Below are 16,666 nucleotides of genomic sequence, written 5' to 3'. Positions count from 1 at the left end.
CCAGATCAACCATAAAACATTAAAAAGGAAGATAGATATATGTAAGAGGCTTGTGCATTTGCAAACCTTATAACTTAAACCCTATGCCCTAAACCCAATTAAAAAGATGCAAAACACAACATTAGGCCAGTTAAAAACTACAGGATATACATCACGATCAGTAAAAGAAGAACTCAGGGAAAATCTGATCAAAGTTTTACGCGACAAAAAAGCGGAGTTTGAGGGCATTATCGGCTATGATGAAACAGTAATTCCTGAGCTGCAAACGGCCATTTTATCGCGTCATAACATTTTACTTTTAGGTTTACGCGGACAGGCAAAAACACGTATTGCACGTTTAATGGTAAACTTGCTGGATGAATACGTGCCCTACGTAGCAGGAAGCGAGATTTTCGATGACCCATTAAATCCAATTTCCTGGTATGCAAAAAATGAGATTGCCACTAAGGGTGATGATACCGAAATTGCCTGGTTGCACCGAAGTGAAAGATATACCGAAAAACTGGCCACACCCGACGTTACCGTTGCAGATTTAATCGGCGATGTTGACCCCATTAAGGCGGCGACCTTGAAGTTGACTTATAACGATGAGCGCGTAATCCACTTTGGATTGATTCCGCGTGCACACCGCAGTATATTTGTGATTAACGAACTACCCGATTTACAGGCACGTATCCAGGTGGCATTGTTCAACATGCTGCAGGAAAAAGATATCCAGATCCGTGGCTTTAAATTGCGTTTACCGCTGGATATCCAGTTTGTTTTTACAGCAAATCCGGAAGATTATACCAACCGCGGAAGTATTGTTACACCGTTAAAGGACAGGATCGAAAGCCAGATTTTAACTCATTATCCAAAAACGGTCGAAATTTCACGCAAGATTACTTTCCAGGAAGCAAAATTAACGACTGATCAACGGACCAGCATAGAAGCCGATGGATTGGTGAAAGACCTGATAGAGCAAATTGCTTTTGAAGCCCGTAAAAGTGAATATATCGACCAAAAATCGGGTGTATCGGCCAGGTTGACCATCTCCGCTTATGAAAATTTAATCAGCACCGCTGAAAGAAGAATGCTGATTTCCGGCGATAAAAACACATTTGTACGTTTATCTGACTTTGCAGGAGTTATCCCGGCCATAACCGGTAAGATAGAATTGGTTTATGAAGGTGAATTAGAAGGGCCAGCACATGTAGCCACAACATTAATCGGCAAAGCTGTCAAAACCTTATTTGCACGGTATTTCCCTGACCCCGAAAAAGCAAAGAAAACAAAAACGGCTAATCCATATACCGAAGTAACCGAATGGTTTACTGATGGTAATAATATTGATGTTACCGATGCTTTAACAAATGTGCAATACAAAAAAGCGCTGATGCTTGTACCAGGTTTATACGATCTGGTAAAAAAGTTTCATCCTAAGCTAAGTGAGAACCAAACTTTACTTTTAATGGAATTCGTATTACATGGTTTAGCTGAATATTCACAGCTGAGCAAAAACTTTTTAAATGGCGGCTTCGGCTTCTCTGATATGTTTGGCAGTTTATTTAATGCCGAATTTGATGAAGAAGAAGATGAAGACGACTTCAGATAAGCAAATGGAATTTAACGGATATCTCTTATCGCTAAGGTTAAAACAAGAGAACCTTCCTAATGGATATCCGTTTAATATACCTTGTTTAAAATCTTTTGAAAAGCTAGACTTCCACCCTAATGTTACTTTCCTAACCGGTGAAAATGGAGTTGGAAAGTCAACCCTTATCGAAGCTATAGCAGTTTATCTGGGCTTTAACGCGGAGGGTGGTGGCAAAAATTTTAACTTTAAAAGTACTGCAACACATTCTGCTTTGCATAACCACCTTATGATAACAAAAGGATTTAAACAAATTAAAGACGGTTATTTTTTAAGGGGAGAGAGTTTCTACAATGTTGCGAGCGAGATTGATAAACTGGATGAGGAACCTGGCGGACCAAAAATTATAAATTCTTATGGCGGCGTATCTTTACATGAGCAATCGCATGGAGAGTCGTTTTGGTCGCTTTTTATGAACCGTTTTGGCAGCCATGGCGTTTATATATTTGATGAGCCCGAATCTGCGCTTTCTGCTACAAAACAAATCGCAATGTTATCCAAAATCAATAATTTGGTTAACGATAATTCGCAATTGATCATCGCCACACACTCGCCGATTTTATTATCCTACCCGAAAGCCTGGATATATGAAATGACCGAAAATAAAATAGTGAGGGTTAAATATGAGGAATCGGAGGTTTACAGGGTCTACAAGGCATTTTTAGATCATCCGCAACGAATATTGAATGATATATTTACTTCAAATACTTAATTTAGGCGGATTAAATCAATTTATTTATACTTAAATCGAATAACCCGATCATATGGGAAGATTACCTTTCATTATTGCCGCCTGCATTTTCATTATTGCATTTGATATTTACTGCTTTAAAGCCATCATCGCCGTATTTAAAAAATGGAAACCGAATACTAAAAAGGTATTTACCATTGCTTATTGGACCTATAGCACCTTACTGATCATCGGTGTTTTTTGTGGCATTTACCTCAATCTTTTCCTAACCCTAAGGGCTATTATTTTAGTGGCTTTCTTTTTAACTGTAGCCTGTAAAATGGCGATGTTGCCTTTTTTAGTGTTAGATGATTTACGCAGGTTGTTCATTAAAATTTTCAGAAAAAATAAAACAGCCGAAGCTTCAACCATACCACAAAACGAACAATCTACTACTGGTGACCATATTTCACGATCAGAATTTCTGGTAAAAGCCGGATTGGTAGCGGCTGCAGTTCCACTAACATCATTGAGTTGGGGTATTATTTCAGGCGCTTATGATTACCAGGTGAGGCGTGTTAATTTGATCCTTCCTAACCTTCCCAAAGCTTTTGACGGCATTACCTTGGGACAGATTTCTGATATTCACTCTGGCAGTTTTTATAACAAAACCGCTGTGAAAGGCGGTGTAAAAATGTTATTGGGTGAGAAACCCGATTTTATCTTTTTCACAGGCGATTTGGTGAATAACCTCACTAACGAAGTAAAGGATTATCAGGATATATTTTCGAAAGTAAAAGCGCCGCTAGGCGTATATTCTTCATTGGGCAATCACGATTACGGTGATTATTATTTTGGGAAGGAATCATCTCCGGCCAAAGTTAAAAACCTGAAAGATATGGTTGACGTGCATAAAATAATGGGCTACGATCTTTTGATGAATGAAAACCGGAGATTAAAGGTAGATGGGGAAGAAATCGGGATTTTAGGCATTGAAAACTGGGGAATGGGCCGTTTTCCTAAATATGGAAAAATGGAACTGGCAGTTCAAAATACAGATGATTTGCCGGTTAAACTTTTACTTAGTCACGACCCTTCGCATTGGCGTGGAGAAGTTTTACAGAAATATCCACAAATCGATGCCATGTTTAGCGGACACACACACGGCATGCAGTTTGGCGTTCGTTTAAAGGAAATGCAATGGAGTCCGGTGCAATACATTTATAAAGAGTGGGCAGGCTTATACCAGGAGCAAAAACAACAGCTGTATGTTAACGTGGGATACGGCTTTTTAGGTTATCCGGGCAGGGTTGGTATCTTACCGGAGATTACAATATTTACTTTGAAAAGGGCTTAGTGTTGTCTGACGTTACCATCTGACACTTATTTGAATAACTTAAAACCGCCAGATGGCAACACCTGACGGCATAAATATCTTTACTTTGAAGAAGGCTTAGTGGTGTCTGATGTTACCATCTGACACCTATCTGAATAACTTAAAACCATCAGATGACGACATCTGACGGCATAAATAATCTTTATCCTGCATTAAAGCGATAACCTACGCCCCTAACCGTCTGCAGCAACTGCGGGTTATCAGGATTCAATTCTATCTTTTTACGTAGGCGTACAATATGCATATCAAGCGTTCTGGTGTTCACGTCAGAGTTGTAGCCCCACACCACCAGCATTAGTTCATCACGGTTAATTACTTTACCAGGGTTACGCAAGAAATAAAGGAGAATACGGTTTTCCAATATCGTCAACTCGATTTTCCTTCCGTCTCTGAATAGGGTATGAATATTTGGATGGTGCTCCATATTTCCAAAACGATGAATCTCGGCCGAATCTTTATTAACGATAAATTTCACCTTGCTCTCCAACATGGCCACCAGTACATCCATATTAAACGGTTTGGTGATATAATCAGATGCACCAAAATTATAGGCATCTATTTTATCTACGTCCTGCGCCTTTGCCGTCATCATAATCACCAGGTTTTCGAAACCCTGTTTACGTACATTCTCGCAAACCTCAGCACCCTGCTTACCTGGCATCATCCAGTCTAATAACACAATATCAGGCTGATCAGCCAAAATCATCCTTTCACCCGCTTCACCATCGTTGGCTTCCAACACGGTATAACCTTCGGCCTTTAACCGGTGAGCAACCAGAAAACGAAGATTCTCATCATCTTCTACAATTAATATTTTTACTTCTTTAGACATTATGTGTGTGTTACATTGTAATGTTGAAACGTTGCAATGTTTGAAGGTTAATTTAACATTACAGCCTTCCAACCTTTAACTTTCCAATTCCTTAACTTAACTATTATAAGGCAGCACGATTTTAAATTCTGTACCACTCCCTACTTTACTTTTTACGGAAATTTCTCCATCCATAAAGTTAACCAGTTCTTTGCAAAATGCCAAACCCAGGCCTACACTGCCCATTTGGTTATATTCATTCTGGATCCTGAAAAACTTCTTAAATATATTGTTTAATTCGGACGCCGGGATGCCAATTCCTTTATCAGCAAAACGGAAAACCAGTACTCCTTTTATCAGCTTTGCACTAATGTGCAGTTTTTTCTGCTCTGGTTTTGAATACTTGTAAGCGTTCTCTGCCAGATTATCGAACAAGCTACCCAATAGTACCGGATCGGTAATAAAAGTTTTAAATCCCAATACCTCATAAGTAATTTTAAAATCAGGATGTTTTAAGGTATGCGATTCAATTGTACTTTCTATAAAATCAACAATATTAACCTCTTCCTGGTTTAGTTTAATGGCTTTATTTTCAATTTGTGTAAAGGCCAGTAATTTGTTCATCAAACCATTCAGTTTATCGGCTTCTTCATCCAGTATCTTGCCATAAAGCTGCTGCTCTTTCTGACTTAATGCCGGCGCGCTTTTAATATTGTTCCCAGCAATTTTAATTACACTAACAGGGGTTTTAAACTCATGCGTCAAGTTGTTTACAAAATCGTACTGCAACTTAAACATTTTACTGTTGATATTCAGGTTACGGTAAATCAAAAATGCAACCAGTAAAAGCACACCGTATACCAGCAATAACACCAATGCGATTGGCATGAAATAAATAAAAATTTCTTTCTTGATATAAGATTTTGAGGAAATGAGGTATAATTTAAAGTCAGAAAATGCACCAGGAAGGGCAATTTCAGTATTGATATTTTCATCTGAAGTATCAATCGGATCATAAGTCAGTGGTTCAATCCTGATGGTTTGGTACAGCAACGGCCTGGTATTGATAATCTTGATTTTATGTGCATCGAGATTAAAAACCATTATATCCTGTTGATATACAGGTGCCGGGCTTAACTTCCGCCTGATCATATCTTTATATATCCTTAAATCTTCACGGCGGGGAATATTTAAGTAAGTAATTTTATTTTCGTTGGAATTCACAATAGAAAAGTTGGTAAACAGCTCTTCTTGTGTGGGCACCGATGCGGTATCAAGATCCTCAACAAAAGTGGCAAGTTTAATGGCAATAGCATTAAAATCACTGCCTACGGTAAAAGATTTTGTATCATCCTCCGAATACAACTTTACCGAATCAGGCTTTATTCCTTTCCCGAATTGGAAAATAGATTTTGGACCGATACCCAAATGATTTGCATTAATCCCATCTTTAACCGGCACGTTCTTCACTTCTGTATCGTAAAAAGTAACCTTTGAGATAAAGGGATATTTTAACATCACAGTATCTACAAACTTCGCTGCAGTAGAAGAGTCCAGATAGCCATTATAATAAGAAATCTCAGGCATTTTGTTCTGAAAAAAATCATTGTAAGGCTTAATACTCTGTTCCAGGACATTTACCTTCTCTGAAACAAAATCATTCTCTATCGTTTTTTTGCTATAGTTAAACGCAAGGAAAAGCGAAAGGATAAAAAGTATAGAAATGAGTGTAATAAAGGTTACACCTAAGGTAAAGTTTTTACGGTAGTTGCTTTGCTTTTCTAAGGCCATACCTATCTTTTACCTAAGTTTTCTTTTAAAAACTCTTCCAAGGCCTTGTACAAAGCTGTCCTGCTCTGCTGACGTACCAAAGGATCTGGACCTTCCTCTTTTTCAATATAAGTGACCTGAACGTTCCTTTTTTTAAGTTCTTTGATAAACTGTACACCTTCTGCTACGTTAACGCTTGGATCTTTGGGATTCTGAGCGATAAAAACGGGCGATTTAAACCGGTCTGCATGAAAAACAGGCGAAGCAAATCGCATATAATCCGTATCGGTTATCGGATTACCTAAAATTTCATAATACATCTGCAATTTGGCCTTTAAAAATGGCGGAAAGGTTTTCAGATAGCTAAACAGGTTAATTACACCTGAATTTGATCCGCCACATTTGTAAAGATCGGGATTTTTATATAAACAATTTAAAGCAATGTAGCCTCCAAAACCATTGCCGTAAATGGCAATTTTTTTAGGATTGGCAATTTTCTCCTTAATCAGCCATTTTACGCCATCGTTAACATCATTCTGTATCTTATCGCTCCATTGCTTAAAACCCGCAGCATAAAATGATTTTCCATAACCGGTAGAACCCCGGTAATTTACTTGCAGAACGGCATAGCCACGGTTGGCCAAAAATTGTACCTCTGCATTGTAGCCCCAACTATTTCTTGCTTTAGGACCATTATGTGGCAGGACAACCACAGGTAAGCCAGCTGCTTTCTTATTTTTTGGCAAAGTTAAATAACCATTAATGGTTAGGCCATCGCGGCTTTTGAAACTGATCGGTTTCATGGCATTCATATCTTCCGGTTTAATGGAAGGACTTACATCAGTAAGCTTTTTAAGCTTTTGATCAATTGCGGTATACAAATAATAAGAACCTGGATTTTTATCGGTAAAGGTACGGATCACAAACACCTGGTCTGTCTTATCCCTGTCCATAATGATCCATTCAGTACCGGGCAAAAGTTTATCAATCCTGGAGTAAGCTACTTTTACGCTGTCATCGAGGTAAAATTTTTCTCTTTTCCAGGTCTCGCAGGTTGCAAAAAGCATTTTTTTTCTGAAACGGGAGTAGGTTGCATCCACCACGTTTAAAGTATCATTTGCAAAAAGAACCTCTTTTTCTTTCCCTTTTTTTAAATCAACCGCTACCAGTGCGTTTTTGTCGCGGTTAATGCTCGAAATGGCATAAAGTACATTAGGCTGGTCTTCAGAAAATGCAATGGGCTGAAAAGTAGTTTCAAAATTATTGGTAATTACAGGCGCAAAAGATTCATTTTCATTTTCGCGGTACATTAAGGTTTCGTTCACCCCATCACTGGCAACAGCAATTTTAAGTACACCTTTACTATCCGTCATCCATCTGGTAATATTGCCCGGGTTTTTCGCAGCAATCTCCATTTTTCCATCCCGAACGTTTAATCGGTACACGTCGAAAACCGTCGAATCTCGCTTATTTGAAGCCACAATAATATATTTATCATCAATCAATTGGTCTTCAATTACCCTCAACCTGTTTTTCTCATTGGCACTCAACTGCACCTGCTTGCTCCCATCTTTATTGATCACAAAAATATCGGATCTACGCTCTTTAGATCCATCTTCGGTATAATAAATTAGTTCATTATTGCTGGTCCAGAAATGAAAACTGATGTTCTTTCCGTTCAAATGGGTCAACTGGACAATATTACCCGTGGCAATATCTTCAGCAAAAAGGTCCAGTTTTTTATCATGAAGCTTTAAATAAGAAAGACTTTTTCCATCTGGAGAAATGCGATAGTAGGCCTTATCTTGCGTTTTAAAAAATTCATCTACAGGAATAGTATCATGTTTTGCGCCTTTACAAGCCCAAACCGATGCAACCATTAACAGTAGGAAAATTTTTTTAAGCATAAATAAATCCTTTACGGGATAACAAAAATAAGGATCGCAACAATTTTAACAGCGATATACACCAACAATGTTACTCATGCGATCAATAATAAGTAGTGGTTCAATTTAGTATTTATAAAATATCTACAAAATAAAATACAGGTAACATTTAAAATACGTTTAATTTCAAGTGCCGGTTTGGCTAAAGATGTATCAAAATATTACATTTAAAACTTATAATTTAGGGTTTATGAACCGTTTTTTTTTCATCATATCCGTATTGCTGTCGTTTGGAGCCAATGCACAAATCTTCCGCCCCAATCAGCAGATTGCACCTGATGAAAGCAGTCTGGCTATTCAGTATTATCAGGATGGCGCATATGACAAGGCCGTTGTGTTACTGGAAAAACTTTATTCTAGCCCGAATAACGAAGTTTATTTTGATATTTACTTTAATACCCTGCTAAAATTAAAACGCTATGATGTAGCGGAGAAAACGGTTAAGAAAGAAATCAAAAAAGATCCAAAGAGCGACGTTTACCCAATCGCATTGGGCAAACTTTATCAGGAGAAAGGCGATGTGCAGGCTGCTAATAAAATCTTTAATGAGGTCATTTCGAAACTGCCAAAAGAAGAATTCAGGATCAGAAATCTTGCCAATAACTTTTATCGGTTCGAAAACTACGATTACGCAGTACAAACCTTTAAACAGGGCAGAAAACTATTTGGAGACGATCAGATGTTTGTCTTTGAATTATTAAACATCTACCGTTTTAAAAAAGATAAGGCCATGCTCATGCAGGAGTACCTGGATGCACTTGCAACAATGCCCCAGTTATTACCGCAGGCAGAAACTGTACTCGCTTCTATTTTTGAAGATAAAAACGATTATCAAACCTTTCAGGCGGCTATTTTAAAAAAAGTACAAAAAGCACCTGATGCCGAAGTTTACATTCAGTTGCTCACCTGGAATTACATTCAGCAACAGGAATTTGAAATGGCCCTGCGCCAGCTTATTGCCTATGATAAACGGACTAAAGCAGATGGCGGTACTTTGTTTAATGCCATTTATACCTTTGTTGACAATGGTGCCTACGAAACAGCGATTAAAGCTTACGATTACCTGCTTACCAAAGGAAAAGATAACCAGTATTATCTTCCTTCAAAAATAGAGATGCTGAATACCAGGTACAACCTGCGGACCAGCGGAAAATATTCACTTGCAGACCTCGATCTGCTTGCAAAAGACTATGAATCCTTGCTTGAAGAAAACGGCAAAAACAGGAATACCCTTTTTGCAATAAAAAAACTGGCCAACCTGCAGGCTTACTATTTAAATAAACCGGCTAATGCAGAAAAAGAATTGGAAAATGCAATAAAAATGCCAGGCATAAACGACCAGGACTTAGGCCAGTTAAAACTTGATTTGGGCGACATTTATATTTTAACGAACCAACCCTGGGAAGCATTTTTAGTATACGAGCAAGTAAGCAAAAGGTTTGAAGGACAATCCATAGGAAATGAAGCCCGCTTCAGGAGTGCTAAACTTTCTTTTTATCAGGGCAATTTCGAATACAGCAATAGCCAATGTTTGGTTTTAAAAGCTGCTACCTCGCAACTGATTGCCAATGATGCATTGAATTTAAGTTTATTGATCAGTGATAACATCCAGACACCAGCCGATAGCAATGCCCTGAAAATGTATGCGGACGCAGAAATGCTTTTATTTAGAAACCTACCTGAAAAAGCGATAAAAAAAATGGACAGCATTGCCATTGCCTATCCTCAAAACAGCTTATCAGATGCCATTATGATGAGTAAAGCAAGGATTTTTATTAAAGCAAACGATTTCCAAAAAGCTGCTGATATCCTTAAAAAAGTAACGGAAGAATATAAAGACGGGATCTGGACAGATGATGCCTTATTTACCTTAGGTGATTTATACGAAAAGAAACTGAATGATATCACACAAGCGAAAGTGTATTTCCAAAAACTGATTACCGATTATCCCGGCAGTATGTTCAGCGCTGAGGCCAGAAAAAGATTTAGGAACCTACGGGGAGATGGGGTTTAGTGAGTCAATGGTTCATTTCGTTAGTTCATTGGTTATTAGTTCATTAGTCATTAGTTTATTGGTCATTGGTTCCATTGGTAACTGCAGATTGGGAACCGTAAGCTACCTTATGGTTAATTGGTTAATATCTAAATCATTTAAAGAATAAAATCTACAACGTTAATTTTTTAACGTTTATATATTAGTTACCTTTGCGCCATGTTTTTATATAATGTTACGCTCATCCTTGAAGATGCAGTAGCCGAAGAATGGTTACAATGGATGCAGGATGTTCATATTCCACAGGTTATGGCAACGGGTATGTTTGTTTCTAACCGTTTATTAAAGGTTGTTGATTCGCCTAATGAAGGTGTAACTTACTGTTCGCAATATGTTGTAGAAACATTAGATCACTACAATAAATACCAGGAAACCTTTGCACCAGCTTTGCAGGCGGAGTTAAACGAAAAATACAAAAACCGTTTCGTTGCGTATAGAAGTTTAATGGAATTCGTAGCTTAGGCTCCGGACTCCGGACTGAGGACTTCCGACTTATTTAAGCTTCTCATTATTCTTATGCCTGTCGGCATCGCGGATGCTTTTTTTCTCCAGGTTCTTTTCTAAAGCTTCCGTTAAATTTATACCGGTTTGATTGGCCAAACAGATTAAAACAAACATTACATCGGCCATTTCATCAGCCAGGTTTACGGCCTCATCACTTTTTTTGAACGATTGTTCGCCATATTTACGGGCCATAATCCGGGCCACCTCCCCTACCTCTTCCATTAAAATGGCCGTATTGGTTAGTTCGTTAAAATAACGGATACCCGTGGTGTTAATCCAACGGTCTACCGTTTCCTGTGCTTCGTTAATAGTCATTTTTTTCTTCTTTTATTTCTGCTTTTATGATAGGGGTTACTTCGGGTTTTGCTCGTTCGAGTAAAAATACCCCTGCCCCTCTTTCTCTCGCATAGGGCGTTTTTATTTCACCGATTTTGGTAATCTGCTCAAAATAGGGCTGCTCTCTCTTACGGTCGGGATCTTCATCGTTGGCACCAGTAATCATAATAAACGTTTTAATCGGTTTATCCATTTTAAACCAATAAAGATAATCGGCGTTGTACGAGACCGCATTGATATTTTTATATTTTGAGTAGTAGTTAATCGCACCAGCCTGCCCGTAATTATCGGCACGTAGTAGTAGGGTAGATTTGTCTTTAACTTTTTCGTAAGCAACATCAACCAGTGCGGCCAGTTCTTTCCAGCCCTGCATATCTGCATAATCCTGAGGCAGCGCATGATTTTCCCCGTCTTCCCAACGTAAAGCCCCTACCCGCTCGAACCTTTTATGATGGGCAATAATTTGCGCAGGACTATAAACCGGCATCAAAAGGGGCAACAGGTAAATAAATGAACAAATATTAAAAGCAAAAAGCAAGCCCGTTAATATATATTTCTTTGCTAAAACCCTGCTTAAATAAACCGCACCAAAGGCCAGTAAAACCGGATATAAACCCAAAGCATAATAATCTTTTGCTTTAAAATAGCTAAATACAATTAGCGTAATGAAATAAGTAAGAATAATCCAGCTGTGTTTCCTGAAGTCTTTATAAGAAACCAAACTACCAATCCCAGCCAGGAGAATAAATATCGAACTGATAAAAAAGAGAAACTGCGTGATGAAAAAATCAATCCGGTTTACATGCACCAGTTGTGTGGCCTGCAAAAGTTTCATGTGGGTGAGTACAGGGAAGTGATGTGTAATTTGCCAGATTACATTTGGCGAGATAATTAAAAATGCAAGTAAAATGGCTGAATAAAGATGCTTATCGATAAATATTTTTCGATTTGAAGTAATAATGATGGCAGGCAACAGACCAATGATCAGGAAAAGAACATTATACTTATTCAAAAAGCCCAAAGCCACAGCGATAGCAAAAGCATATAAATACCTGGCTTCATTCTTATCAAAATATTTCAGCAAATAATAAAATATGGCTGTCCAGGCTAAAACATCAAAAGAGTTAGGCTGGTAAAGGGTATTTAACCTCAGCAGAGCAGAACATAAAAAGGCTACGGCAACCAGGCATTTAGCCAGGAGGTTACCTTTTAAAAACCCGACAGTTTTCCAGCAGTACAGTAGTGTTAAAGCACCTATTAAGGCAGGAACAATCTTTACCATAAAAACACTATTGCCCAAAGCTTTGATCAGCCAGGAAAAAAGCGAAGTTAATGGAGGAACAGAGGTGAAACCTGCCGCAAGATGATTGGCCTGATCTAAATGCAAAAATTCGTCGCGGTGTAATTCATAAACTGAATTAACCAATACAAAGGATAGCAACACCTTTAGAATCAGAAAAAACACAAGACAAGTGTATTCTGCCAGCCTTTTAGGATTTGGTTCCCCCATATTTACTTAAGTCCAGGTTTTTCGCGATAAACAATACTGATTTTTGACAGTCAGTTGCTTGATTAGTTACACGATGGCTATTTAAATTTTAATCATTCCTTATTTTTGGTGTCAATTATGATCGTAACCGGTCCGTCGTTTAATAAAGCTATTTTCATATCGGCACCAAAAATTCCGGTTTTTACTTTTTTCCCCAATAAAGCCGAAAGTTTATCAATCATTTTCTCATATAAGGGAATCGCAACATCCGGTCGTGCTGCCCTTGTAAAGCCCGGACGGTTTCCTTTTTTAGTAGAAGCAAACAAGGTAAACTGGCTGATCAATAAGATATCTCCACCCACATCAGCAAGCGCCTTGTTCATCAATCCGCTTTCATCACTAAACACACGCATACCGATAATTTTCTGCGCCAACCACTCTAAATCTTCTACAGTATCTGCATCTTCGATACCCAACAATACCAGAAATCCGCTTTCGATGGCCCCAGTTATGTCACCATCAACGGTACAACTGGCCGCTGTAACCCTTTGTAAAACTGCGCGCATTTTATACTATTTTTGCTTAAATCAATTCTATGCGCAAGATAAGTATTTTAGTCATCTCTGTATTTCTCTTTTTTGGCTGCAAACAAAAACCGGTTGTCCACCCTGCTTTTTACTATTGGAGAACGGATTACCAGAATAAAAAAGCAGAAACTGATTATCTTGATCGATTTAAATCAAAATCTTTGTATGTGCGGATAATGGATGTAGATTTTAACCCAGATCTGCAAATGCCCGTACCCATTTCGCCTATTAAATTTTCAGACCCCATACCTAAACAGGTTAACATCGTCCCAGTGGTATTTATCGTTAATCAGGTATTTAATAAGATTGATACCATGCAGACTGCCGTAATGGCCAATCGCATTGCTAAGTTTGTGGCTGAAAAGGTAAAGCAGGCCGGAAAGGCAGACTATACCGAATTACAGATTGATTGTGATTGGACCAAAACCACCAGAAACAGGTATTTTAAATTTTTAGAGCAGTTAAGTGCCAACCGATTGTTAAAGGGCAAAACCATTTCGGTAACCTTGCGCTTGCATCAGGTTAAAAATATCGTGTCAAGTGGAGTTCCGCCAGTAAATAAAGGGATTTTGATGTGTTATAACATGGGCAATCTACGTAAATATGGCGATCAAAACTCAATATTGGACCTGCATGAAATGGATCAGTATCTTAAAGATTTTCTGCAGGAATACCCCTTACAACTCGACGTGGCGCTACCCCTATTTGAATGGGCAGTAGTATTCAGAAATCAACAATATGCAGGTATTTCGAAGCGGATCGGCAAAATACAGATCGAGGATAAAAAGCTTTTCAAACAGCGCGAAAATTCCATTTTGTACGACTTGCTGACTGATTACCCTGCCGCTGGATTGAAAAAAGGCGATGTAATAAGATGGGAACAGGTTTGTGCTGATGATTTACTTTTAAGCTCTAAATTTTTATCCCGATATTTAAGCCCCAAAGAACGAAACATCGTTTTTTACCATTTAGACATCGACCTTTTAAAACATTTTACCAATGAAGACCTTCAAAAAGTCATTGCTGATTTTTAGTGCATTCCTGATTACTTTTTTCGGCGAAATTGCTGTAAATCTTGCCTGTGGCGGTGAGATTGATCCTTATGATTATTATATTTCTTATTTTCATAACAATATTGAAGGAGATGAATATTCGCCATTTGCCTATAACCAAATGGTTTATCTTAACAGCGAAACGGATGTAGCAAGCGAGCCGGATATCAACAGTCGCGAATGGGCCCGATTCCTGCATGTTAAAAATGAGGATGTATTAAAGGTGATGTACAAAACAGACAGTGCAACCAATGTAAAACTGGTCAATTTTGATGGCAATATTTCACAGTTACCTGATAGCCTGCAAGAGAATAGTTTTATCCAGGCACTGGGCAAACGCAAAGCGCCTTTAAAATATTATCAGTTCGCTAAAAGCTGTGAACCATTGGCCAATGTGACATTTAACCTTTGGGATGCAACACCACGTGATACCACTGCTATGGCTGCAAAAGCCCAGGAAGGATTAAAATTAACAACTGCTGAAAAAGACGACTTTCTGAAACTACGTTATGCATACCAAACGGAACGGATGTTTCATTTCGCTGGAATGCATGCGGAGAGTAAATCAACTTACGAAACGCATATTAAAACCAGTAAAATTAACAGTGCCGTTAAAGGTTGGGCATTGGCTTTATATGCAGGATCAATCCGCAGGTTAGGAAATCCGGATGAAGCAGCTTTTTTATTCTCAAAAGTTTTTGCCAGCAACCCCGAACGGAGGATACAGGCCTACAAAAACTATTATTATACCAGTTCTCCTGTTCAAGGGGCTTTAAAATACGCCAGCAGCAATGATGAAAAAGCCAATATCTGGGCAATTAATGGTTTTGGCAATGCAGATTCAGGGATAGAAAGCATGAACAAAGTTTACGGCTATGAACCCAAAAGCCTGCTAAACGGCACATTATTGGTACGCGAGGTAAATAAGCTGGAACAAAATCTTATTCAGGCAAATGACATAGCGAAAATTGGTTATAATTATTATTTTTCGGATAACGACAATCCTAAGTATAAAGACAGTTTAAAAAATGTTAATCTAAAACACCTAAACGAAATCAGAAATTTCGCCTTGAAACTGGCTGCGGAAAAGAAATACCCGCAACCTGAACTGGGTACTTTAACTGCGGCCTATTTATCATGGATGGAGAATAACGATCCTCTGGCATTAAATTACCTGGCTACTTTAAAACCAGAACAGCTATCGGAAAGATTGCGTGATCAATACCGCATTATCGACCTGTTGATCAAAGCTAAAAACATTAAAAAAGGCAATACATTTAACGAAAACGGTTTACTACCAACATTAAAATGGCTGGACGAAAAGCGTTTTGCAGAAAACAAAAACCAACCTTACGAACAATATTATGATAATGCCGATAAACGGTTTAGCAGAACGACCAGGAATTTTTATCAGCAAATATTAGCGCCTGCTTATTTAAAAATGGGCGACACCGCTAAAGCAGCACTGGCAATGGTTAAAGGTGATCTGAACCGCAAAACGCTGAAAGAAAATTCCCTTTTCCAGAACATGAGCTACGAGAGCATTAATTTTTGGCAAAAATACCTAAGCCCGAAAAGTATGCAGGGTTTAGCGGTTTATAAAACAAAAGCGATGGGCAATGATGTTACCGCCCTGTTGGCTTCGGCTTTAAACCAATTGAAAAACGACGACTTTTATGAGCTTTACGGCACCACTTATTTGCGTACACATCAATACGACAAAGCAGTTCAGATGTTTGCAAAGGTTTCGACGGGTTATCACTATTTTGCTCCTGAAAACTGGTACGGAGATGGGGAAAACACTAAACTTTACGCCAATCCATTTATCGAAACCATCAACGATTTTCCAAAAAAATACGTGACGGCCAAAGCATCTATTACTAAAAAAACTTTTGCTGCAGAAATGCTCCGGTTACAGAAATTAACAGTTAGCGATAAAAAGAATGCCGCGCTCTATTATTACAAAATGGCGAATGCAGTTTACCAAACAGGTTATTTTGGTAACAGCTGGTTTCTGATCAGTTATGACTGGTCATCGTATGATAACAGCAACCCTGCAAAATATGTGTATGACGGCGATTATAAAAAAGCACAGACTGCAAAAGCATGGTATTTGAAAGCGAGGGCATTAAGTACCAATGCTGATTTTAAGGCAAAATGCACCTTTATGCTGGCTAAATGTCTGCAAAAGCAGATCATTATGAATGCCAATCCGCTATCATTTTACTATTATGATAAAAAGGACATAAAATGGAGAAATTTCATCAAGGCCAATTATAATAACCCTTATTTAAAAGAATTAAGATTTAACTACAATAAAACTCCTTTTTATGCTGTTGCAGCAGGCGAATGCAGTTATCTGGGAGATTTTGTTAGGCCAAAAACGCAATAAGTAGCTTCATTTCGACTGAAGCGCAGC

13 protein-coding genes are annotated in these 16,666 nt (G+C 38.3%); 7 read left to right on the top strand and 6 right to left on the bottom strand.

Features of this window, described 5'->3' with window-relative positions; translation table 11 throughout:
- The first annotated feature begins 106 nt into the window (after positions 1 to 106).
- The 3 genes from DV942_RS16195 to DV942_RS16185 are packed head-to-tail and all read left to right on the top strand — an operon-like array spanning position 107 to position 3,660.
- Positions 107 to 1,594, top strand: a complete 1,488-nt coding sequence (locus DV942_RS16195) for a P-loop NTPase family protein (RefSeq protein ID WP_145859193.1) — start codon at positions 107 to 109, stop codon at positions 1,592 to 1,594.
- Entirely contained in the window at positions 1,563 to 2,345 is a 783-nt protein-coding gene (locus DV942_RS16190) for an AAA family ATPase (protein ID WP_244950722.1), read from the top strand. Before DV942_RS16195 ends, DV942_RS16190 begins: the two co-directional genes overlap by 32 nt.
- Positions 2,346 to 2,397: 52 nt before the next feature.
- Entirely contained in the window at positions 2,398 to 3,660 is a 1,263-nt protein-coding gene (locus DV942_RS16185) for a metallophosphoesterase (protein ID WP_145859190.1), read from the top strand.
- A gap of 181 nt (positions 3,661 to 3,841) precedes the next feature.
- Here DV942_RS16185 and DV942_RS16180 read toward each other — a convergent pair whose 3' ends face one another.
- The 3 genes from DV942_RS16180 to DV942_RS16170 all read right to left on the bottom strand — a co-directional run bounded on the left by DV942_RS16180 (position 3,842) and on the right by DV942_RS16170 (position 8,187).
- The gene (locus DV942_RS16180) at positions 3,842 to 4,531 is read right to left on the bottom strand and encodes a response regulator transcription factor (protein ID WP_090983192.1); all 690 of its coding nucleotides are present in this window, start codon (positions 4,529 to 4,531) and stop codon (positions 3,842 to 3,844) included.
- 96 nt (positions 4,532 to 4,627) lie between these two features.
- On the bottom strand, positions 4,628 to 6,301 hold the full coding sequence (locus tag DV942_RS16175) for a sensor histidine kinase (protein ID WP_145859187.1): 1,674 nt from the start codon (positions 6,299 to 6,301) through the stop codon (positions 4,628 to 4,630).
- Positions 6,302 to 6,303: 2 nt separating this feature from the next.
- Complete coding sequence (locus DV942_RS16170; RefSeq protein ID WP_145859185.1) at positions 6,304 to 8,187, bottom strand: S9 family peptidase; 1,884 nt, start codon at positions 8,185 to 8,187, stop codon at positions 6,304 to 6,306.
- Positions 8,188 to 8,416: 229 nt separating this feature from the next.
- Between DV942_RS16170 and DV942_RS16165 the strand changes: the two genes are divergently transcribed.
- Together DV942_RS16165 and DV942_RS16160 are read left to right on the top strand one after the other, a co-directional pair.
- A complete protein-coding gene (locus DV942_RS16165; protein ID WP_145859183.1) occupies positions 8,417 to 10,240 on the top strand; it encodes a tetratricopeptide repeat protein in 1,824 nt (607 codons plus the stop codon).
- 198 nt (positions 10,241 to 10,438) lie between these two features.
- Positions 10,439 to 10,741: a DUF4286 family protein gene (locus tag DV942_RS16160; protein WP_145859181.1), complete on the top strand. Its 303-nt coding sequence runs from the start codon at positions 10,439 to 10,441 to the stop codon at positions 10,739 to 10,741.
- Positions 10,742 to 10,771: 30 nt separating this feature from the next.
- Here DV942_RS16160 and DV942_RS16155 read toward each other — a convergent pair whose 3' ends face one another.
- The 3 genes from DV942_RS16155 to dtd all read right to left on the bottom strand — a co-directional run bounded on the left by DV942_RS16155 (position 10,772) and on the right by dtd (position 13,174).
- A complete protein-coding gene (locus DV942_RS16155) occupies positions 10,772 to 11,098 on the bottom strand; it encodes a nucleotide pyrophosphohydrolase (RefSeq protein WP_090983182.1) in 327 nt (108 codons plus the stop codon).
- On the bottom strand, positions 11,088 to 12,629 hold the full coding sequence (locus DV942_RS16150) for a glycosyltransferase family 39 protein (protein WP_145859178.1): 1,542 nt from the start codon (positions 12,627 to 12,629) through the stop codon (positions 11,088 to 11,090). Before DV942_RS16150 ends, DV942_RS16155 begins: the two co-directional genes overlap by 11 nt.
- 92 nt (positions 12,630 to 12,721) lie before the next feature.
- Positions 12,722 to 13,174 carry a D-aminoacyl-tRNA deacylase gene (dtd, locus tag DV942_RS16145; RefSeq protein ID WP_145859175.1) on the bottom strand — a complete coding sequence of 151 codons (453 nt, stop codon included), beginning with the start codon at positions 13,172 to 13,174 and terminating at the stop codon, positions 12,722 to 12,724.
- A 29-nt stretch (positions 13,175 to 13,203) separates the two neighbouring features.
- Here dtd and DV942_RS16140 point away from each other — a divergent pair, with 29 nt between their 5' ends.
- The gene (locus DV942_RS16140) at positions 13,204 to 14,229 is read left to right on the top strand and encodes a hypothetical protein (protein ID WP_145859171.1); all 1,026 of its coding nucleotides are present in this window, start codon (positions 13,204 to 13,206) and stop codon (positions 14,227 to 14,229) included.
- Positions 14,195 to 16,639 (top strand): hypothetical protein, encoded by a 2,445-nt coding sequence (locus DV942_RS16135; protein ID WP_145859167.1) that lies wholly within the window; start codon positions 14,195 to 14,197, stop codon positions 16,637 to 16,639. The genes DV942_RS16140 and DV942_RS16135 overlap by 35 nt, the downstream gene beginning before the upstream one ends.
- Positions 16,640 to 16,666 lie beyond the last annotated feature (27 nt).

Source organism: Pedobacter suwonensis (assembly GCF_007833675.1).
GTDB classification, from domain to species: domain Bacteria; phylum Bacteroidota; class Bacteroidia; order Sphingobacteriales; family Sphingobacteriaceae; genus Pedobacter; species Pedobacter suwonensis.
This window is presented reverse-complemented; position numbering and strand designations above follow the sequence as displayed.